At 62.6% G+C, this 21,085-nt stretch carries 18 protein-coding genes; 13 read left to right on the top strand and 5 right to left on the bottom strand.

Translation table 11 applies throughout. The features are described from left to right. Nucleotides 1–704: 704 nt before the first annotated feature. The 12 genes from rpsB (at nucleotide 705) to VIL88_RS08080 (ending at nucleotide 12,607) form a co-directional block, all read left to right on the top strand. Entirely contained in the window at nucleotides 705–1,475 is a 771-nt protein-coding gene (gene rpsB, locus VIL88_RS08135; RefSeq protein WP_331987624.1) for a 30S ribosomal protein S2, read from the top strand. Between the two features lie 72 nt (nucleotides 1,476–1,547). After that, nucleotides 1,548–2,480 (top strand): translation elongation factor Ts, encoded by a 933-nt coding sequence (tsf, locus tag VIL88_RS08130; protein WP_331987622.1) that lies wholly within the window; start codon nucleotides 1,548–1,550, stop codon nucleotides 2,478–2,480. Between the two features lie 193 nt (nucleotides 2,481–2,673). After that, nucleotides 2,674–3,393, top strand: coding sequence for a UMP kinase (gene pyrH, locus VIL88_RS08125; RefSeq protein ID WP_331987620.1), 720 nt, complete (start codon nucleotides 2,674–2,676; stop codon nucleotides 3,391–3,393). A gap of 16 nt (nucleotides 3,394–3,409) precedes the next feature. After that, the gene (gene frr / locus VIL88_RS08120) at nucleotides 3,410–3,961 is read left to right on the top strand and encodes a ribosome recycling factor (protein WP_331987618.1); all 552 of its coding nucleotides are present in this window, start codon (nucleotides 3,410–3,412) and stop codon (nucleotides 3,959–3,961) included. Nucleotides 3,962–3,990: 29 nt separating this feature from the next. After that, nucleotides 3,991–4,752, top strand: a complete 762-nt coding sequence (locus VIL88_RS08115) for an isoprenyl transferase (protein ID WP_331987617.1) — start codon at nucleotides 3,991–3,993, stop codon at nucleotides 4,750–4,752. Then, the gene (locus VIL88_RS08110) at nucleotides 4,749–5,609 is read left to right on the top strand and encodes a phosphatidate cytidylyltransferase (RefSeq protein WP_331987616.1); all 861 of its coding nucleotides are present in this window, start codon (nucleotides 4,749–4,751) and stop codon (nucleotides 5,607–5,609) included. The genes VIL88_RS08115 and VIL88_RS08110 overlap by 4 nt, the downstream gene beginning before the upstream one ends. A gap of 33 nt (nucleotides 5,610–5,642) precedes the next feature. After that, nucleotides 5,643–6,779 (top strand): RIP metalloprotease RseP, encoded by a 1,137-nt coding sequence (gene rseP, locus VIL88_RS08105; RefSeq protein WP_331987614.1) that lies wholly within the window; start codon nucleotides 5,643–5,645, stop codon nucleotides 6,777–6,779. 184 nt (nucleotides 6,780–6,963) lie between these two features. Beyond that, nucleotides 6,964–9,084 (top strand): outer membrane protein assembly factor BamA, encoded by a 2,121-nt coding sequence (bamA, locus tag VIL88_RS08100; protein WP_331987612.1) that lies wholly within the window; start codon nucleotides 6,964–6,966, stop codon nucleotides 9,082–9,084. Nucleotides 9,085–9,159: 75 nt separating this feature from the next. Continuing rightward, nucleotides 9,160–10,188 (top strand): UDP-3-O-(3-hydroxymyristoyl)glucosamine N-acyltransferase, encoded by a 1,029-nt coding sequence (gene lpxD / locus VIL88_RS08095; protein ID WP_331987610.1) that lies wholly within the window; start codon nucleotides 9,160–9,162, stop codon nucleotides 10,186–10,188. After that, nucleotides 10,185–10,661 carry a 3-hydroxyacyl-ACP dehydratase FabZ gene (gene fabZ / locus VIL88_RS08090; protein ID WP_331987608.1) on the top strand — a complete coding sequence of 159 codons (477 nt, stop codon included), beginning with the start codon at nucleotides 10,185–10,187 and terminating at the stop codon, nucleotides 10,659–10,661. Before lpxD ends, fabZ begins: the two co-directional genes overlap by 4 nt. After that, nucleotides 10,658–11,464 carry an acyl-ACP--UDP-N-acetylglucosamine O-acyltransferase gene (gene lpxA / locus VIL88_RS08085; RefSeq protein WP_331987606.1) on the top strand — a complete coding sequence of 269 codons (807 nt, stop codon included), beginning with the start codon at nucleotides 10,658–10,660 and terminating at the stop codon, nucleotides 11,462–11,464. Before fabZ ends, lpxA begins: the two co-directional genes overlap by 4 nt. After that, complete coding sequence (locus VIL88_RS08080) at nucleotides 11,465–12,607, top strand: lipid-A-disaccharide synthase (protein ID WP_331987605.1); 1,143 nt, start codon at nucleotides 11,465–11,467, stop codon at nucleotides 12,605–12,607. It begins immediately after the preceding gene. On the opposite strand, the gene gltA is transcribed toward VIL88_RS08080, so the two are convergent. Both gltA and gltX read right to left on the bottom strand, forming a co-directional pair. Next, nucleotides 12,594–13,883, bottom strand: coding sequence for a citrate synthase (gene gltA, locus VIL88_RS08075; RefSeq protein ID WP_331987603.1), 1,290 nt, complete (start codon nucleotides 13,881–13,883; stop codon nucleotides 12,594–12,596). The two genes, VIL88_RS08080 and gltA, sit on opposite strands and share 14 nt — an antisense overlap. Before the next feature lie 145 nt (nucleotides 13,884–14,028). Then, on the bottom strand, nucleotides 14,029–15,447 hold the full coding sequence (gene gltX, locus VIL88_RS08070) for a glutamate--tRNA ligase (RefSeq protein WP_414650119.1): 1,419 nt from the start codon (nucleotides 15,445–15,447) through the stop codon (nucleotides 14,029–14,031). 77 nt (nucleotides 15,448–15,524) lie between these two features. Here gltX and VIL88_RS08065 point away from each other — a divergent pair, with 77 nt between their 5' ends. Beyond that, nucleotides 15,525–17,657 (top strand): ComEC/Rec2 family competence protein, encoded by a 2,133-nt coding sequence (locus tag VIL88_RS08065; protein ID WP_331987600.1) that lies wholly within the window; start codon nucleotides 15,525–15,527, stop codon nucleotides 17,655–17,657. Here the strand turns inward: VIL88_RS08065 and VIL88_RS08060 are convergent. The 3 genes from VIL88_RS08060 to VIL88_RS08050 are packed head-to-tail and all read right to left on the bottom strand — an operon-like array spanning nucleotide 17,626 to nucleotide 21,079. Continuing rightward, the gene (locus VIL88_RS08060) at nucleotides 17,626–19,584 is read right to left on the bottom strand and encodes a beta-galactosidase (protein ID WP_331987598.1); all 1,959 of its coding nucleotides are present in this window, start codon (nucleotides 19,582–19,584) and stop codon (nucleotides 17,626–17,628) included. The two genes, VIL88_RS08065 and VIL88_RS08060, sit on opposite strands and share 32 nt — an antisense overlap. Nucleotides 19,585–19,592: 8 nt before the next feature. Next, the gene (locus tag VIL88_RS08055) at nucleotides 19,593–20,471 is read right to left on the bottom strand and encodes an SMP-30/gluconolactonase/LRE family protein (RefSeq protein ID WP_331987596.1); all 879 of its coding nucleotides are present in this window, start codon (nucleotides 20,469–20,471) and stop codon (nucleotides 19,593–19,595) included. Beyond that, nucleotides 20,468–21,079, bottom strand: a complete 612-nt coding sequence (locus VIL88_RS08050) for a 2-dehydro-3-deoxy-6-phosphogalactonate aldolase (protein ID WP_331987595.1) — start codon at nucleotides 21,077–21,079, stop codon at nucleotides 20,468–20,470. Before VIL88_RS08050 ends, VIL88_RS08055 begins: the two co-directional genes overlap by 4 nt. Between the last annotated feature and the right edge of the window lie 6 nt (nucleotides 21,080–21,085).

Raw genomic sequence — 21,085 nt, 5'->3', positions numbered from 1 at the left:
CAAGCGGCGCCACCCCCACCCAACCTCCCCCTGAAGGGGGAGGGGCGACTCCACTCAAGGGCACGATCCCGCCCCACCCCCGATCGGCTCCTCCCCCTCCCAGGGGGAGGCTGGGTGGGGGTAGGGCTGAGCACCCAAACTTGAAAACTTATCCCCGCCCCAGATTCCTCAGGCACAATGCCCCTCATCTCCCGCCAGAGCGCGATCATGACGAGTGATGAGCGGAGAGACAGCCGGGGAGCCTGGGTCGCCAGGCTCACGCATGGATGCTGACCACCAATCCGGGTCGCTCCGAGGACAGATCTCTCCGGTGGGGAGATCTGAGGCCAAAAAGCCAGGAGAGCTGGGCTCGAATGGCAGGCCGTTCCTCGGGCGCAAAGCGGATTGCTCGATGCGTGTGCGCCAAATCCGGCATGGTGGCGGGGCCCTGCCTCACTACCCTCTACCAAACCAAGAGGCAGACGCCTCGCCACCATCGCTCGACCGCGGGCGAACCCGGACGACACGACAACCGCAACCAGGCGGCGCTTCGGCTCGCCCCTTGCTCTTTGCTGGCGCTTCCCCTATATCGCCCCTGCGTATGGCTGCGTGCCAACGCGATCTCACACACGAGGCAGGCTTTCCGGAAACGGAGATCCATCCGGTGGCGGGTTTCCGCCGCGAGGCCTCGTGGCGGCATCAACCGGTAAACAAGGAGCAGCCAGATGGCACTGCCCGATTTTTCTATGCGTCAACTGCTTGAAGCAGGCGTTCACTTCGGTCACCAGAAGCACCGCTGGAACCCCAAGATGGAACGCTACATCTTCGGCGTTCGCAACGACATCCACATTCTCGACCTGTCGCAGACCGTGCCGGCCCTGAGCCGTGCGCTGCAGCTGATCTCGGACACCGTTGCCGATGGCGGCCGCGTGCTGTTCGTTGGCACCAAGCGCCAGGCCGCGCCGCTGGTGGCCGATGCTGCCAAGCAGTCCGCGCAGTATTTCGTCAACTCCCGCTGGCTCGGCGGTACGCTGACCAACTGGCAGACCATCTCGAACTCGATCGCGCGCCTGCGTGAACTGGAGTCGATGGGCGAAGACCAGCTGGCCCTGCGCACCAAGAAGGAACGCCTGATGATGTCCCGCGAGCAGGAACGCCTCGAGCGCGACCTGGGCGGCATCAAGGACATGGGCAACCTGCCGTCGCTCCTGTTCGTGATCGACACCAACAAGGAAGCCAACGCGATCAAGGAAGCCCGCCGTCTGGGTATCCCGGTCATCGCCATCGTCGACACCAACTGCGATCCCGACACCGTCGACTACGCCATTCCCGGCAACGACGACGCGTCGCGCGCTCTCGAGCTTTATGTGTCGCTGGTTTCCAAGGCCGCCCTCGACGGTATCGCCCGTTCGGCCTCTGGCCTCGGTGCCGACCTCGGCGCTTCGGAATCGGCTCCGGCTGAAGACCTGCCGGCTGAAGAAGCTGCCGCAAACTAAGTCCGTCACACGGATTTCGTTCTGATCTGAAACCATGCGGCCCCGGGGAAGGGGCCGCCGAAAGGTATTATCATGGTTGAAATTACTGCAGGCCTGGTCAAGCAGCTCCGCGACTCGACTGGCGTCGGAATGATGGACTGCAAGAAGGCACTGGCCGAAACCAATGGCGACATGGAAGCAGCGGTCGACTGGCTGCGCACCCGTGGCCTTGCCAAGGCTGCCAAGAAGGCCGATCGCGTTGCCGCTGAAGGCCTGGTTGGCGTTGCCACCGCCGGCACCAAGGCTTCCGTCGTGGAAGTGAACTCGGAAACCGACTTCGTTGCCCGCAACGAGCAGTTCCAGAACATCGTTTCCTCGATCGCCAAGCTCTCGCTCGACGCCGATGGCGACGTGGTCAAGCTCGGCGAGATGCCGTTCCCCGGTTCGGGTCACTCCGTTTCGGCCGAACTGACCGAAGCCATTGCCAAGATCGGCGAGAACATGAACCTCCGCCGCACTGAGACCGTCTCGGTCAGCGACGGCGTCGTCGAATCCTATGTCCACAATGCCGTCAAGCCGGGCCTCGGCAAGATCGGTATCCTCGTGGCGCTGGAATCGACCGGCGACAAGGCCGCGCTCTCGACGCTGGGCAAGCAGCTGGCCATGCACATCGCGGCGACCAATCCGCTGTCGATCGACCCCGAAGACCTCGACCAGGCCGTGGTTGCCCGCGAACGCGCGATCATCCTCGAGCAGGTCAAGGAATCGGGCAAGTCGGCTGACATTGCCGAGAAGATGGTCGATGGCCGCATGCGCAAGTACTTCGAGGAAGTCACGCTCCTGGCCCAGACCTTCGTGATCGACGGCGAGACCAAGGTCCGCGATGCGATCAAGAACGCCGAGAAGGATGTCGGCGCGCCGATCAAGCTGACCAAGTTCGTGCGCTACGCGCTCGGCGAAGGCATCGAGAAGGTCGAGACCGACTTCGCTGCCGAAGTTGCCGCCACGGCCGGCGTCAAGAACTAACATCGTATAGTGCGAGCGGGCCCACGGGCCCGTTCGCTGCTCTCCCGAGGCCTTGATTTAGCCGGGATCGAGCGCCAACCCACAGCGATCTTCACTGGTGCAACGCCTTCTGCTTGAAGCGGTTATGCCATAGGGTCTGCCCGGCGCGTCCGGATTCGGTCGCGGCCCGTTATTCCAGCCAAGGGGTTCGCCAATGGCGCCTGCCTACAAACGCATTCTCCTCAAGGTTTCAGGCGAGGCGCTGGCAGGAGACAACTCCTTTGGTATCGAACCTCCCTTTCTTCAGGCCGTCGCCAAGCAGATCGCAGATGTCGCCAAGAGCGGCGTGCAGATCGCCATCGTGGTCGGCGGCGGCAACATCTTCCGCGGCATGGCGGGCGCTGCCGACGGCACCGATCGCGTCACTGCCGACATGATGGGCATGCTCGGCACCATGATCAACGCGCTGGCGCTCTCCAACGCCATTTCGCGTCAGGGTGCCAAGTCCAAGCCCTATAGCGCCGTCTCCATGCCCTCGGTGGCCGACACGTTTACCGCCCGCGACGCCAAGCTGGCGCTTGAAGACGGCTTCGTCGTGGTGCTGGGCGGCGGCATCGGCAACCCGTTCTTCACCACCGATACCGCCTCGACGCTTCGCGCCATCGAGCTCGAATGCGACGTGGTGCTCAAGGGCACGAAGGTGGACGGCGTCTATTCGTCCGATCCGATGAAGAACCCCGATGCCACCCGCTATGATTTCGTCAGCTATGACGAAGTCATCGGAAAGAACCTGCGTGTGATGGATACCGCGGCATTTGCCCTTGCCCGCGACAACTCCATGCCGATAATCGTATATGCGCTCGACGACGCGGCCGGCCTGTCCGGGGTGCTTTCCGGCACCACGCGCTCCACCCGCGTCGGCAAGTCGCTCTAGCCTCGAAGGACGTCCCATGGCCTATGATCTCGCAGACCTCAAAACCCGCATGCAGAAGTCGATCAGTTCGCTGCGCGATGAATTGTCAGGCCTGCGGACGGGCCGGGCGAGCGCCAGCCTCCTGGAGCCGGTGACCGTGGAGGCCTACGGCTCGCGCATGCCGCTCAATCAGGTGGCAACGGTGACCGTGCCCGAGCCGCGCATGCTCAGCGTCCAGGTTTGGGACCGCGGCATGGCCAATGCCGTGGAGAAGGCGATCCGCGACAGCGGCCTGGGCCTCAACCCAATGGGGGAGGGACAGATCATCCGCGTGCCGCTGCCCGAGCTTAACGAACAGCGCCGCAAGGAGCTGGCCAAGGTTGCCCATAACTATGCCGAAGCCGCCCGCGTCGCCGTGCGGCACATCCGCCGCGACGGCATGGACGATCTCAAGAAGGCCCAAAAGGACGGTCTGAGCGAGGACGATGCACGCGTGCAGTCCGATCTGGTCCAGAAGGCCACCGATGCCGCCGTCGCCGAAATCGACCAGGTGGTTGCCGCCAAGGAAGCCGAAATCCTGCAGGTTTGAGCCGGCTGCACTGCGCCAGGAGGGCGTAGATGTCCATTGATCCAGCGCTAACCGTCGATCTCGCACCGCGCCCGCGGCTGCGCATTCCCACCCATCTCGGGGTGATCATGGACGGCAATGGGCGCTGGGCCAAGGCACGCGGCAAGATGCGGACCGAGGGGCATATCGAGGGCGTCAAGGCCCTGCGCAACCTGGTTGAGTTCTGCATCAACTATGGCGTGCCCTATGTGACGGTGTTCAGCTTCTCATCCGAGAACTGGACCCGCCCCAAGGACGAAATCTCGTTCATCTTCAACCTGCTGCGCCGATTCGTTGCGTCCGACCTGCAAAGGCTGATCCGCAACAATGTGAGGGTGCGCATCATTGGCAGCCGCTCCGGACTCGAGCCCAGCCTTGTTCGCCTTATCGACGATGTCGAAGCCAAGACCGTCGGCAATACCGGGCTCGTCCTGGTGGTCGCGTTCAACTATGGCGGCAAGGCCGAGATTGTCGACGCCGCCCGGGAACTGGCCCGCGAGGTCGCCGCTGGTCGCCTGACCCCCGACGACATCACTGAGGAGCGCATCGCTGCGTCGCTCTACACCGCCGGCCTGCCTGATCCGGACCTCATCATCCGCACCAGCGGCGAACAGCGCATATCCAACTTCCTCCTCTGGCAGGCTGCCTATGCCGAGTTCGTGTTCCTTGACGAGAACTGGCCGGACTTCAACGAGGCAAGCTTCATCAAGGTCCTCGAGACCTATGCCCTCAGGGATCGCCGCTTTGGCGGCATAGAGGCGAAACGGCCTTGAGCGATCCCCTGCAGCGCGATTCCCAGACGTCCCCTACGCGCCGCCGTACCTGGTCGGATCTCGGTCCAAGACTCCTTTCCGCCGCTGTTCTGATCGCCCTGACCGTTGGCGCCCTCTATGTCGGTAGCTACGTCTTCGCGGCCGTCGTTGGCGCTGTTTTTGCCGGTGCCTACCGCGAATGGGAGCGCATGGTGACTCGGGCGCCGCTTAACCCCGGCGGCATGCTGCTGATCGGGCTGGTCGCCCTGTCGGGGCTGATCTATCCCCTGTTCGGGCCAGCCGGCAGCCTTGCCGCTATCGTCCTGGCCGCAGTGATCGCTCTGGCCCTGCGTGGCGAGGCGGCGCCATGGCGGGTTCTGGGCCTGGCCATCTATGGCGCCGTCATCATCGCTGCCCTCGCCATGCGGGGCGACAGCTGGCATGGCATCCTGGCCGGCGTATTCCTCGGCACCGTCGTCTGGATGACCGACTCGGCCGCCTTCTTCACCGGACGGCAGATCGGCGGCGAGAAACTGGCACCCGAGATATCGCCCTCCAAGACCTGGTCCGGCGCCCTTGGCGGCCTAGCCCTCGGCACCGTTGCCGGACTCGTGGTCTGGACGGCCGTGACGGACTCTCCCTGGTGGATCGGGCTGCTCCTCGCTGCGACGATAAGCGTGCTCGGGCAACTGGGAGACCTCTGCGAAAGTGCCATCAAGCGGCATTTTCGCATCAAGGATAGCGGCGACCTTATTCCCGGCCACGGCGGCCTGATGGACCGGCTCGACAGCCTTACATTTGGCGTCTTGCTGGTATTGCTCGTCGGCGCATCCCATGCGGGTTTTGGCGCGGTCGCCGAGGGCCTGCTGTTCTGGTAGAACGCCCCAGCGTCTCGCCAAGCAAGGAAGACCATGTTCGAGTTCATCTACTGGCTGCTGTCCTATGTCGTGCCCTTCCTTGTGGTGCTGACGGTCATCGTCTTTGTGCACGAGATGGGGCACTATCTGGTCGCGCGCTGGAATGGCGTCGCCATCCAGGCCTTCTCCATAGGCTTTGGTCGTGAGCTGTTTGGCTGGACCGACAGGCACGGTACACGTTGGAAGCTGTCCGCCGTACCGCTGGGTGGCTATGTTCGCTTTGTGGGCGACATGAACGCCGCCAGCGTCCCTGATTCCGAGGCGCTCAGGGATGTCGACCCCGCATTGGCGCCGCATCTCTTTGCCAACAAGAATGTCTGGCAGCGTATTGCTGTCGTTGCGGCGGGCCCGATCGCCAATGTGCTGCTGACCTTCCTCATTCTTTACGCCTTGCTGCTCGGCTATGGCCGCTACACCATCCCTCCCGTTGTAGGGGAGGTCGTCACCGGTTCCGTCGCGGAGGCCGCAGGCGTCCTGCCGGGCGACATCATCGTTTCCGTGGACGGCTACCCGGTGCGCGGCTTTGAGGATTTCCAGCGGATGGTGGCGACCAGCCCGGCGCGCGCTGTGACGGTCCAGGTGGAACGGAATGCCGCCACTGAGACGCTGGTCATCGTGCCGGAAGTCGCCGAAGTCGAAGACCGCTTCGGCAACATGCAGCGCATCGGCAGAATCGGCGTCAGTCGCGACGTCACCGAGACCGACGTGAGTCTCTATCGGCCTGGGCCGGTGGAGGCGATCGGCATGACCGTCGACGAAATCCGGTTCATCATCCAGCGCACCGCAGCCTTCCTGGGCGACTTCTTTGTGGGGCGCGGCGATGTCGAGCAGCTCGGCGGACCGGTCAAAGTGGCCAAGGTTTCCGGGGAAGTTGCTACCCTCGGTATCGTTGCCCTGATCAACCTCATGGCTTTGCTGTCGCTAAATATCGGTATTTTCAACCTTTTGCCCGTGCCTATGCTCGACGGCGGTCACCTTCTGTATTATCTGGTGGAGGCCGTTCGGGGGCGTCCGCTCAGCATGAAGGTGCAGGAAATCGGGTTTCGCTTCGGCTTTGCCGTGGTTCTTGCACTCATGGTGTTCACGCTCTTCAACGACACCATCTTTGCCTACTTCGGGATCCTGCGTTAAGGCGCGGTTAACCTTGGTTCGCAAGGTGTTGCAGGAATACAAGTGCACCAAGCTTTTGCTAACCGCGTCGGGGCTTACGCCTTGTTCTTGGTTAAAAAGGCAGTAAAACGGTGCAATGGAGTTAGCTTGGGGGAGCGCTGTGCATGGCGATTCTCCAGGCCTGGTCGCAGAAGGCAATAATAATATGATCCATCCCACCAAGCTGATGCGCGGCGCTCTAGTGGCGCTTGCCATTATGGGTGCGGCGCCGCTCGCCGGTTCTGGCATTCCGCTTCTTGGCGTTGTGGCTGCTCAGGCCCAGGAGCAACTCGTTGGCTCTGTCCTGTTCGAGGGCAATCGTCGATTCACCGACGAGCAGCTTCTCGCCATGGTCGATGTCTCGGCTTCGGGCATCTTTAGCCAGCAGCGACTCGCTTCCGATATCGAAAGCATCCGTCAGGCATACGACCGGGAGGGGTTCTTGGGCGTCAGCGTGACGTCGCGCACCGAAGCGACCGTGGATGGTCGCGTTCGCGTGGTCTTCGTTGTCAACGAAGGTGATCGCGCCGGCATCGCGGCGATCAACTTTACCGGCAATAATGCCTTCGGGGCCAACAGCCTCAAGAGCACCATGCTCACCAAGGAAACCGGCATTCTCAGCTGGCTGTTCAAGGATGACAGCTATGACGAGCAGAAGCTGGCCGTCGACCGTGAGCGTATTCGCCTCTACTACGCCAATCGCGGCTATCCCGATGCCCAGGTCAACTCCGTTGGCCAGTACGATCCGGCAAAGAACGCCTACTTCATCAACTTCACCATCAATGAAGGCCAGAAGTATGAGTTCGCCAATGTCGGCATCGAGACCAGCATCGAAGGCCTCAACACCGATGCGCTGACCGGCACCGTTCAGACCGGCAATGGCAGCAACTACTCTGCCAACGATCTGCAGCAGACCATTGAAGAGATGGCCTACGAAGCCACGGTTCAGGGTTACTCCTTTGCCGACGTTCGTGCCCGTCTTGATCGTGACGTTGCCAACGGCACTTTCAACGTGACCTACCTGGTTGACGAAGGTGCTCGCCTCTATGTCGAGCGCATCAACATCACCGGCAACACCAAGACCCGTGACTTCGTGATCCGTCGCGAACTGGAGTTCGCTGAAGGCGACCCCTTCAACCGTGCACTCGTCGTTCGTGGCCGCAAGAACATCGACGCTCTTGGCTTCTTCTCGGCAGTTAACGTCACCAGCGCTCCCGGCTCGTCCGCGGACAAGGTTGTCATCAACATCGCCGTCACGGAAACCTCGACTGGTGAATATGGTGCAACGGCTGGCTACTCGACCAAGGATGGTATCCTGGGCGAGGTGTCGCTGACGGAACGTAACTTCCTGGGTCGTGGTCAGTATCTGCGCGCCGCCATCGGTGCCTCGCAGGCTGGTCGTACCTTCGATTTCTCCTTCACCGAGCCTCGCTTCATGGGTCTCAAGGTGGCGGCCGGTGTCGACGTTTATCACCGCATCAGCGATGAGAACTCGGTCAGCATCTACGGCCAGCAGGCAACCGGTGGGCAGGTTCGCGCCAGCATCCCGTTGACCAGCGCACTGTCGACCACTGTTTTTGCCGGCCTCGAGCGCAAGGTCATCAAGGACGACAGCCCCGACGATTCGCTGCTGGTGGACAATGGCCAGGAATTCTACAAGTACTTCGGCGGCTACACGCTCACCTGGAACAGCGTTGACGACGTCAAGAACCCGACGGAAGGCCTGTTTGCCACCTTCACCCAGCAGTATATCGGTTGGGACCACAGCCTGATCAAATCGGAAGCTCGTGCCCGCTACTACATGCCCCTAATCGAAGACAGCGGCATCGTGGCTAGCGTTCGCGGCCAAGCCGGCGTGATCAACGACCTGAGCGGCAATGGTGTCAGCACTGTTGAGGCCTTCAGCCCCGGTTCGGGCCTGATCCGCGGCTTCGAAAGCGGTGGCCTTGGCCCACGCATCCAGAATGGTCAGTACCTCGGTGCCGTCGCCTATGCTGGTGCCTCTGCCGAAGTGCAGTTCCCGATCCCGGCCATTCCGGAAAGCTATGGCTTGTCGGGTGCTCTTTGGGCAGACGCTGCCTGGATCGACGGGACCAACGTGCCGCGTCTCAACGGCAACACGGTGGATCCGGGCAGCATCGACGTGCCAATCCGCACCTCGATCGGCGCCTCGATCATCTGGGACTCGCCGTTCGGCCCGTTGCGTGGGGACTTCGCCCACGTGCTGAACAAGTCGACCTCGGATCGTACGCAGGTCTTCCAGATCACCATGCAGAGCCTGTTCTAGGCACCTGACGATCGAATGACTTCTTGAGCCGCGGGGCGGTAGCGCCGCGGCTCAACTCTTTTCAAGTGGCGCCTCATGGTCGATACCCGCTTTCATCGCTTTGCCGGCACGCAGACCTTGGGCACTCTGCTGACCGAAATCGGTCAAAGCCAATTGCTCGCCGCCATCGGCAATCCAGATCTCCCCATCTCCGGCGTCGCTGAACTTCACCTGGCAAAGGCTGGCGAACTCGCCTTGGCGGCCCATTCGAGCTACGCCGATGACTTGCGCAGCACTTCTGCAGGCGCCGTGATTGTCTCTGCCGCTTTGGCTGATGCTGTGCCGGCTCACACGCTCGCCATCATCGCCGATAAGCCTCACTACCTTTTCGCCGATCTCCTCGATCGGCTCTATCCATCCGATACCCGCTCAGTCATAAGCGGTTCGCGCGATGACCTTGGAGCGCCGGTGTTTGAGCGGGACGTGGTGATCGGGTCTAATGTCGTGATCGGCGCGGGTGTGGAGATCGGCCGCGGCACGGTGATTGGCGCCAATACGGTGATCGGGCCAGGCGTCACCATCGGCCGCAACTGCATCATCGCTGCCAACTGCACCATCGATTGTGCACATATCGGCAACGAAGTGGTCATTCACTCCGGGGTGCGTATCGGCGCAGAAGGGTTCGGCTGGCTCGACTTCGCCCAATCGAACCGCAAGGTGCCGCAGCTGGGCCGCGTCCTTGTTCAGGACCGAGTCGAAATCGGCGCCAATTCCACGATCGACCGCGGTGCGCTCGGTGACACCATGATCGGTGAAGGCACCAAGATCGATAATCTGGTGCAGATCGGCCATAACTGCCGCATCGGCCGCAACTGCCTGATCGCTGCCATGAGCGGCCTGTCTGGCACCACCACCCTCGAGGACGGCGTGCTGCTGGGCGGCGGCGTCGGCACTTCCGGCCATCTTACCATCGGGGCCGGATCGGTGGTGCATGGCCGGGCCGCGGTCACCAAGGATTGGCCGGCCGGGAGCAAACTTGCCGGTGCTCCGGCGCAAGATATAAGAGATTTCTGGCGAGAGCTCGCCACTGTGCGAAAACTATCCAAAGGGGACAAGCGCGGATGACTGAGGGCGTATCAGCGAGCACCGAGCTCACGGCGATGAACATCGCTGAAATTCTCAAGAGCCTGCCGCACCGCTATCCATTCCTGATGATCGACAAGATCATCAAGATCGATGGCGACGAAACCGCAGTCGGCATCAAGAACGTCACCTTCAACGAGCCGATCTTCCAGGGCCACTTCCCGGAGAACCCGATCTTCCCCGGTGTTTTGATCATCGAAGGCATGGCGCAGACCGCCGGGGCCATCGTCATCAAGCATGATGCCGGCGGCGGCAAGAAGAACATCGTGCTGATGCTGGGCGTCGACAAGGCCAAGTTCCGCAAGCCGGCTGGCCCGGGCGACGTCATCGAGTTCCACATCGCCAAGATCCAGCGCCGGCGCAATGTCGGGCGCTACGAGGCCAAGGCGATGGTAGATGGCGCGATCATTGCGGAAGCCGAGATCACCGCGATGATCATCGAGGCCACAGCGTGAGTGCTAGTGTTCATCCGACAGCCATTGTTGCGGCTGGTGCGCGCCTCGGCGATGGCGTCAAGATCGGTCCCTACTGCATCGTCGGGGACAATGTCGTCCTCCATGGCAATGTCGAACTGATCTCGCATGTGACGGTGGACGGGCACACCGAGATCGGTGCCGGCACGCAGATCTATCCCTTCGCCTCAATTGGTCACAAGCCGCAGGACCTCAAGTACCACGGCGAGGCATCTCGTCTGGAGATCGGCGAACGTTGCACGATCCGGGAATCGGTCACGATCAACCCGGGAACCGAGAATGGCGGCATGCTGACCAGGATCGGCAATGACTGCCTGATCATGGCGAGCGCTCATGTGGCCCATGACGCCGTCATCGGCAACAATGTCATCATGGCCAACTATGTCGGGATCGCGGGGCACTGTCAGATCGGCGACAACGTGATCTTCGGTGGCACCTGTGTCATCCATCAGTTCACGCGCATTGGCGCACACGCCTTCATCGGCGCTCAGTCCATGGTCGACGGTGACGTCATTCCCTATGGCATGGCGGTCGGTAACCGCGCCACGCTAACCGGGCTGAACCTGGTGGGTCTCAAGCGGCGCGGTTTCGATCGCGAGGCCATCCACCAGCTGCGGGCTGCCTACCGACAGATCTTTGCCAGCGAAGGTACCCTGCGCGAGCGGGTCGAAGACGCAGCCGAACTCTTCAAGCAGGTGCCGCTGGTTCAGGACGTGGTGACTTTTATCTCGTCAGCCTCCGATCGTCCGATCATGCTGCCCCGCAATGGCAATCACGCCGAATAAATGAGCACGGCGCGCGCCCGGCTGAAGCTGTTCATCCTCGCCGGTGAACCGTCGGGCGATCGCATCGCTGCCGATCTCATGCGCCGGCTCAAGCAGCGAGTTGAGCTCGAGCTTTCGGGAGTCGGCGGGCACGAACTGGCAGAGCAGGGGCTCACCACGCTTTTTCCCATGACCGATCTTGCGGTCATGGGCGTCAGCGACGTGATCAAGCGCCTGCCGCTGCTGCTGTGGCGGGTTGAACAGACCGCGCGCTTCATCCGCCGGACCAACCCGGACATCGTGGTCCTCGTCGATGCCCAAGATTTTTCAAAGCTCGTCGGCAAGCGCCTGAAGCGCCTCGGCTACCGCGGACGCATCATCCTTTATGTAGCGCCCTCCGTCTGGGCGCGGGCACCGCAACGGGCCGCCAAGCTCAAGCCGATTTTCGATGAGGTCCTCTCGGTCCTTCCATTTGAGCCCGAGATATTGGCGCGCCTTAGTGGGCCGCCAACTACATATGTGGGTCATCCTGCCCTTGGCGAACGCCTGACGCGAAACCTCGTGCAGCGTGGGCCGGTGCTGCTGCTCCCGGGCAGCCGCGATGGTGAACTGCGCCGGCACCTGCCCCTGTTCCGCGCGGTCGCCGAGTCGCTCTCCAGCGATCCCTGTGTCGAGGGTTTCGTCATCCCAACGCTGCCCGCCCTGAAGCACAGGCTGGAGCGGGCAGTCGCCGATTGGAACATTCCCGTGAAGGTCGTGGCCGAACGTGCTAGCCGACCGGCCCTTTACCAGCGCGCCGTCCTGGCCTGCGTCGTTTCGGGAACAGCGACACTGGAACTGGCGCTTGCGCGGGTGCCCATGGTGGTCAGCTACGTCCTGGACGCCACCCAGGCACGGGCTTTCGAAAAGCTCGGCAGGCCAGTCGTATCCCTACCCAACATCGTGCTCGGCCGGTCCGTTGTGCCTGAGCTGGTGCAGGACAACGGCGACGATGCAGCCTTACGCCATGCAGTGGCGGCTTTGCTGGATGACGAAAAAGCCCGCCAGAAGCAAATCGATGCTTTTGGCGAGCTGTCGGACTTGATGGAGCAGGGCGCTTTGGAGCACCCCAGGCAGGACCCGGCGGACCGGGTCCTCGCGCACTGGACCCTTAGCGGGCGCTGAGCGGCTGGTAGTCGCGAGCCGGCGCTCCGTCATAGAGCTGGCGCGGACGGCCGATCTTCTTTTGCGGATCGGCAATCATTTCCTTCCACTGCGAAATCCAGCCCACGGTGCGGGCGACCGAGAACAGCACGGTGAACATGGAGGTCGGGAAGCCGATCGCCTCGAGGATAATGCCCGAGTAGAAGTCGACATTGGGATAAAGCTTGCGCTCGATGAAGTAGGGATCTTCGAGCGCGATATTTTCGAGCTCCTGCGCCACCTGCAGCGTCGGATTGTTGTGCACGCCCAGAAGGTCCAGCACTTCCTTGGCCGTTTTCTGCATCACCGTCGCGCGCGGATCGAAATTCTTGTAGACGCGGTGCCCGAAGCCCATGAGCTTGAAGCTGTCGGACTTGTCCTTCGCGCGGGCGATGAATTCAGGGATGCGGTCGACGGTGCCGATTTGCTTCAGCATGTTCAGCGCCGCTTCGTTGGCGCCGCCATGAGCCGGGCCCCAGAGGCAGGCCACGCCTGCCGCGATGCAGGCGAAGGGATTGGCGTCCGACGAGCCGGCCAGGCGAACAGTCGAGGTCGAGGCGTTCTGCTCGTGGTCGGCGTGAAGCGTAAAGATCAGGTCCATCGCCTTGGCGATGGTGGGGTTCACCACATACTGCTCGGCGGGAACCGAGAAACACATGTGGAGGAAATTGGACGCGTAATCGAGGTCGTTGCGCGGATAAACGAAAGGCTGGCCCACCGAATACTTGTAGGCCATGGCAGCGATCGTCGGCATCTTGGCGATCATGCGGATCGAGGCGATCTCGCGCTGCTGCGGATCGGTGATGTCGGTGGAGTCGTGGTAGAAGGCGGCCATGGCGCCGACCACGCCGGTCATGATGGCCATGGGATGCGCATCGCGACGGAAGCCGCGATAGAAATAATGCACCTGCTCATGCACCATGGTGTGGCGGGTCACCAGCTGCTCGAATTCGGCGAATTGGGGCTTGTTGGGCAGTTCGCCGTAAAGCAGCAAATAGCAGACTTCGAGATAGGTGCTCTTTTCCGAGAGTTGCTCAATGGGGTAGCCGCGGTAGAGCAGCTGGCCAGCGTCGCCGTCGATATAGGTGATGGCGCTGTCGCAGGCTGCCGTGGAGGTGAAACCCGGATCGTAGGTGAACATCCCGGTCTTGGCGTAGAGGGATCGAATATCGATCACATCCGGCCCCACGGAACCCGACAGCACTGGAAATTCGTGCGTCTGATCCCCGATGACGAGTTTGGCGACTTTATCGGTCATTGAGCTCTCCTCGAGGGCCCCGCGCGAGATCGCGAGCGCGGTCTGCGGGGCCAGAAACTGGGCAGTCATGGCTGCTGTGGACAGGTATCGCTTTTACCGCGCCCGTGCAACCGAAGGGTAAGCAAGGCTTACCCTCCCTTTAGCACTAGACAGCCTGGGTCTGGTCGTCCAACCGGGCCATGCTTTCCTCGCGGCCGATCAGCACCATCACCTCGAAAATGCCGGGAGAAACAGTGCGGCCGGTAAGGGCGGCGCGCAGCGGCTGCGCCAGCTTGCCGAGCTTGAGCCCCTTCTGCTCGGCCAGAGCACGCATGGCAGCGTCGATCGCGGGCACGGACCACTCGTTGAGCCCGCGGAGTGTCTCGGCCATGTCGCGCAACAGGCCGCGGGAATCGTCGGTCAGCAGCGCTGCCGCCGCGGCATCGATAGCCAGTGGACGCGAAGCATAGATAAACTGAGCCAGGTCGATCAGCTCCAGCACCGTCTTGGCGCGAGGCTGCAGCTCGGGGAGAGCGGCAAGCACCGTCTCACGATTGGATGTCAGGCCCTCGACATCGTCCTGCCGGCCGACTTCGGCAGCCGTGGCGATCATGACATCGTAAAGGTAGGCGGGCGCAGCTTCGCGAATATAGTGCCCGTTGATGTTCTCGAGCTTGACGAAGTCGAAGCGCGCAGCGCCCTTGTTGAGGCCTTCAAGGCTGAACCATTGGACCATCTGTTCGGTCGAGAAGATCTCGTCGTCGCCATGGCTCCAGCCCAGTCGCGCCAGGTAGTTGCGCACCGCTTCGGGCAGGTAGCCCATTTGGCGATAGGCTTCCACGCCGAGCGCGCCGTGACGCTTGCTGAGCTTGGCGCCGTCCGGCCCATGGATCAGCGGAATGTGGGCCATCTCGGGCACGGTCCAGCCCATGGCGTTGTAGATCACGATCTGGCGGGCGGCGTTGGTCAGGTGGTCGTCACCGCGAATGATGTGGGTCACGCCCATGTCGTGATCGTCGACCACGACGGCATGCATATAGGTCGGCGTGCCGTCCGAGCGCAGGATGATGAAGTCGTCGAGGTTCTCGGTCTTGAACACGACCTTGCCCTGCACATGATCGTCCACAACGATGTCGCCACTGAGTGGCGCCTTGATGCGAATGACCGGCGCAACACCCTCTGGTGCTTCCTCGGGGTCGCGATCGCGCCAATACCCGTTGTAGCGAGGCGGCTTGCCGGCGGCCCGAGCTTCCTCGCGCATCTGGTCGAGTTCGGCCGGCGAGCAGTAGCAGTAATAGGCGTGCCCCATCTTCACCAGTTCATGGGCCACTTCCGCATGGCGGGCAGCGCGGCCGAACTGCGAGATGGGCTCTCCGTCCCACGTCAGGCCCAGCCACTTGAGGCCGTCCACAAGTGCCGTGACAGCGGCTTCCGTCGAGCGCTCACGATCGGTGTCCTCGATGCGCAGGAGCATCTTGCCGCCCTGGTTCTGGGCATAGGCCCAACTGAACAGAGCCGTGCGAGCGCCACCGATATGAAGGTAGCCGGTGGGCGAGGGGGCGAAGCGGGTGACGACCTGGGACATGAGACCGGAATGCTTGGAGAATAAAGGCCCCGTGTGTAGCATAGGACTGCACGGACGCAAGGGCAGGGGCAAGGCGGGTGCAGGGGGCGGAGACAGCAACGCGCATTGCCGACGCCGGCTCGGTCCCGGCGCTTGCCCCACTGCGGCCGGTCTTGCCACAGGCGCTTCCCTCCAGCCGCCCAACAGTCCGCCGCCTGTCCCTGGCCGACGCGGAAACAGCGCGGCGTACCTTCGTGCTACTGCCCTTCGCGATGATTGCCGGGCTTGCGGCCTACGCCGCACTGCCTTTCGAGCCGCAGGGTTGGGCCCTTTCTGCTGTTGGTATTCTATTGGCAGTCGTGCTCGTTGCCCTGCGCCACTCCGCCATCTTGCCGCTGATCTGGCTCCCGGCGGCTGCCTGGCTGGGATTTTGCCTCTTGCCCATCCATGCCACTTGGTCGGGCACGGCAATGCTGGCGCGTTCCGCTTACGGTGAATATCAGGCGAAGGTCGTGGAAGTCATTTCAGCGACGCCGGAGAGCCGCCGCATCATCGTCTCGACGCTCACCCCGGTCGGCGACAGCCGCCCTGTCGCGATAAGGGGGGCGCGTCTGGTCGTGCCGGCGCAACCGGCGGTGGAACCCGGCGACACGATTGAAGCCAGCTTGCGACTGGCCCCGGTCCCCGGACCGATCTTGCCGGGCACTTTCGACAGCCAGTTTCACGCCTATTTCGCCGGGGTGGGGGCCTACGGCAATGTCACGGGCGCATTTGCGGTGGTTGCAGAGGGGGGCGGCTTCAATCTGGACCGCTCCATCGAAGGTATGCGTCGCATGATCGGCGGCAGGATCGCTGCCGTACTCCAAGGGCCCTCCGCCGCCATCGGCCAGGCCATGGTGGTGGGGGATCAAAGCGCCATCGACGACGCGACACGCGAGGTGATGGCCGCTTCGGGTCTGGCGCATATCTACTCAATATCCGGGCTGCATCTGTCGATTGTCGCGGGCGGCGTGTTCTTTCTGCTGCGCCTCGCCATGGCCTCCGTTCCGCTGCTGGCGCTGCGCTGGCCAGTCAAGAAAGTGGCCGCCCTCGGCGGTCTTGCTGCCGCACTAGGATATCTGCTGTTGGCGGGCGGGCTGGCTAACGTGCCGGCGCTCCGCTCCACAATCATGCTGGGCCTGATCTTTGGAGCGATACTGGCCGGCCGGCGCGCTCTGACCATTCGCAACGTTGCTCTCGCGGCCATCGTGATCATTCTGATCGATCCTGCCAGTGTGTTCCGTGCCAGTTTCCAGCTGTCGTTCGCAGCTGTCGTGGCGCTCATCGGCATATATGAGATGCCGCGTCGCGTGCCGGCTACGGATCGTAGCGGTGTCGGACGGCTCTGGAATGCACTCGTCACGACCGCCTCGACCAGCCTGATCGCCGGAACCGCTACGCTGCTATTTTCTGCCTACCACTTCCAGCAAACCGCGCCCCTGGGTGTCGTGGGCAATGTGCTCGTCTTGCCGGTCGTCAGCCTCGTCATCATGCCCTTTGCCGTTCTCTCGGTCCTCGCCATGCCCTTCGGCGCGGAAGCGCCACTTGTCCTTGCCATGGGGTGGGGCATCGACCGGATGCTGGAATGCGCCATCCTGGTCGCGAACTGGAGCGAAGGTTGGACCGGTAACCCATTGCTGACCGGTTCGGCGCTCCTTATCGGGCTTGTCGCGCTTGCCTGGTTTGCCTTTCTCAAGAGCTGGTGGCGGTTGGCCGGTCCGGCGATTGCGGTGCCCCTGATCATCCTTTTCGGCCTCGATGCCCGGCCGGATGTCCTGATTGCCGACAGCACCCAGGCTGTTGCCGTTCGCGCTGCTGGCGAATGGGGCCTGGTTACAGGCAAGCCTGGGAGCTTTGCCGTCGATGTCTGGGGTGAGCATTACCAGGAGGAGATAGCGCCACGCCTGTCGGCGGCGCGTTGCGACGAATTAGGCTGCATTGTCCGCACCGACAAATTTTCCATTGCCGTCGTCAACAATGCGGCAGCTTTCGCTGAGGACTGCGGCCAACACAATCTGATCGTAACCCGCGCCAGAGCGCCGTCAACTTGCCGCTCTGACCTGATCATCGATAGTGACGCGCTGGCCTCCGGCGGCGTGCACTGGTTGCGTTGGAATGAGAGTGCAGGACGGTTCGATATCCGCGCTGCCATTGCCCACCTCAACCGGCCGTGGCGAGTCGCACCACCGTGACGCCGGCCGCCGGCAATTCGGCTCCGCCCAGCACATATTCTTGCTCGTCCGCCGCTTGGGTCAACGCGGCCGGCACTGCCGAATAGTTCACATAGATGCGGAAACCTGCCCGCGTCCGGCAGCGCACACCTGCTGGCAGCATGAGCGTTGGTAAGTCGGACTCCGCGATCAGGTGGTCAACGACGCGCTGCGTCAGGGCCTTGCTGCCAATCGCAGCCAGGTAGAAGATCTTGCCCTGGTTGACGAGTACCGGCCAACCCTCGACATCCTCGATGACGATATTCGCCCGCGTCTCGAGCCGCTCGCGCCAGTGGTGAACCGCGCCGCTGCCCTTAACTTCGATCTCGATCGCCGGGTCTGCGCTGTCCACGCGCATGACCTTCACGTCGAGCAGGTTCTTCGGGAGATCCGGTGCAAGGGAAGCGGGGATAGCAAAATCTTGGGTCTTGGAACCGGTGCGAGGCCCGATTAGCAGATGTCCCTCATAGTCGGCGACGGCGGTGCGGAGCGTGTCGTTCCAGGCGAAGAGCGCCGGAATAGCCACAACATCGTAGCCGGTGAAGCTCGCCGTTGCGGGCGGTAGAATGTCCACGTCGATACCGTGCCTGCGGAAGGCAGCGTAGATGGCGCGTACCTGCGCACCGTGGTTGAAGCCTTTCGCTTGCGGCTGGATGTCCCAAGCCCATTCGCTTTCGTAGTCGAACACGATGGCTACCCGGCCACGTTCGGCTACTTTATCGAGGTTGATGGTTTTGAGCTCCTGTGCCACCTGCATGGCCTCATGGTAAGCGGGCGCAGGTTCGCTGTCGGGCCGCAATAGCCCGGCATGCATCTGCTCCTGCGCGAACGGCGCCTGGCGCCAGCGGAAGTAGGTCACCACTTCCGCCCCATGGGCGAAGGCCTCCCAAGCCCAGAGCCGGGCCATTCCGGGCAGGGGATCGGGGTTGAAGTCGGCCCAGTTCACCGGGCCGGGCTGCTGCTCCATGATCCACCAGCGACCATGCCCGACGGCGCGGTAGAGATCGTGGTGAAACGCGGCGTTATCCGGATCGCCCTGCCGCATGTAGAGGCGCTTGGTTTCCTCGGTTTCACTGCTGACCGCCAGATGTCCGAGCGGATAGCTGTCCCAGCTTGCGATATCGAGGGTCTTGGCCACGTCGTAATGATCGAACTCGGTATAGCGGCTCATGAAGTTGTGGATCACCGGCAGGTCGGGACGCACAGCCTTGAGGATGTCGAACTGCACCTTGTTGAAGGCTGCGACCTGGTCGGACGAATACCGACGGAAATCGAGATCGTGCGCGGGCGCTGCCTCACAGACGAGGAGGTTGGGCAGCTCGATCTGACCGAAGCTGTTGTATTCCATGGACCAGAAGACGTTGCCCCAGGCGCGGTTCAGCGCCTCGATGGACCCATACTTCTGCTCCAGCCACGCTTGGAACCCGGCCTTGGCTGCCGGCGAATAGGAATAGGTCGTGCCATGGCAGCCATATTCATTGTCTGTCTGCCAGGCTCCGAGAGCCGGATGCTGACCGACTGCGTCGGCCAGGAGCTTGGTGATGCGGCCTGCCTCATCGCGATATCCCAGGTGGCTGAAGTCGTAGTGGCGGCGGGAACCGAAACCCTTCCGCCGTCCCTCGCAGTCAACCGCCAGCATGTCGGGGTGCTTGTCCACCATCCAGCGCGGCGGCGTCGCCGTCGGTGTTCCGAACACGACCTTCAGACCATGCCGGCCGAGCACGTCCATTGCCCGGATGATCCAGTCGAAGGTCAGGTGGCCGGGTGTGGGTTCGAGCTTTGACCAGGCAAATTCCCCGATCCGGACCCAACTGATGCCAACCTCGGCCATGCGGGCCGCATCGCGCGCCCACCAGTCCTCGGGCCAATGTTCAGGATAGTAACAAACGCCGAGTTCTGGTGAGGTCATGGATGGGCTCAGATCTTGATGCGGGCTTCGGGTTGGCCGGCGATATCGAGGTCGATGGCAAAGAGGCTTCCGGCATGCTTTTCAGCCGCAAGCTGCTCTGCGCTCAGGTTCTTGGCCGCAGTGGTGATGAAGAGTGTCTTGAGGTCCGGTCCGCCGAAAGCTGGGCAGGTGACCTGGCTCACCGGGACCTCCACCACGCGGTCGATGGACCCGTCCGGCGCATGCCGCACAACGCAGGATCCGCCCCATCTGGCGTTCCAGAGGTAGCCCTCGCTGTCCACCACTGCACCGTCGGGATAACCGCGCCCCTCGGACACATCGGCGAAAAGGGTCCACTCGCCGATCGGCAGGCCGGCCTCGGGGTCGGTCTCGACCTTCATGATCTGCTTGGTGGGCGTGTCGGTCCAATAGGCGGTGCGACCATCGGGCGAAAAGCAGGTGGCATTGGAAATCTTGATGCCAGACTTCAGCACCGAGAGTTCCCCCGCCCGATAATGATAGAGCGAACCGATCGGCGCCTCTTGCTCGCTCTTGGTCATGTAGCTGAACCAGAACGCGCCGGAGGGATGCACGCGGCTGTCATTGGTGCGCGTTTCCGGCTTGTCGGCTTCCACCTCGTTGATGCGATTCATGCCGCCGGTGGCCAGGTCGAATTCCTTGAGCCCGCTCTCTGTCGCCAGCACAAGCTGGTGGTCGTCCACGATCGCGGTAGCCGCGACATATTCGTTGAACAGCCAGCTGTCCACGATCTCGCCCGCAGCGGTCACGGCAAAGAGGGTCTGCTCGTTGATGTCGAGAAAGAACAGCTGCTGCCGTCCGGGATGCCAGATCGGGCCTTCACCCAGCTGGCACTGGCAGTCGAGGAGGAGGCGTGCAGTCTGGGTCATCGCGCTTTCCCTGCGTCATAGGCGGCCACGGCGGTCTTCGCGCGCTCGGCCACATCGGCGGCCGTCATGCCGGGTTTGAAAATATAGGTGCCGAGGCCAAAGCCGGTGCAGCCGGCATCGAAATAGTCGTTGAAGTTGTCCGGGTTGGCACCACCCACCGCGTAAAGCGGCAACTCTGCAGGCAGCACGGCTTTCATCGCCTTGATGCCCTTGGGGCCGAGCACTTCGGCGGGGAAGAACTTCAATCCAGTGGCGCCGGCTTTGATGGCGCGGAAGGCATCGGTGGGGGTAAACACACCTGGATAGGACAGCATCTGCAGGCGTACCGTTTCCTCGATGACCTGCTTATTGGTGTCAGGCGAGACGATGAAGGTGCCCCCCGCATCCGAGACAGCCCAGACGTGCTTCTTGCTCAACACCGTTCCCGCGCCGATGGCGGCAGCGTCGCCGAGCGAATTGGAGGCAAGCGCGATACTGGTCAGCGCCTCCGGCGAGTTCAACGGAACCTCGATCATGGTGATGCCGGCATCGATAAGCGCCTGGCAGACATCCACCGTTTCAGCGGGCGTGATGCCGCGCAGGATGGCGATGAGGTGGCGGTGGTCCATTGGATA

Origin of the sequence: Devosia sp. (assembly GCF_036563435.1) — a bacterium.
Lineage (GTDB): Bacteria > Pseudomonadota > Alphaproteobacteria > Rhizobiales > Devosiaceae > Devosia.
This window is presented reverse-complemented; position numbering and strand designations above follow the sequence as displayed.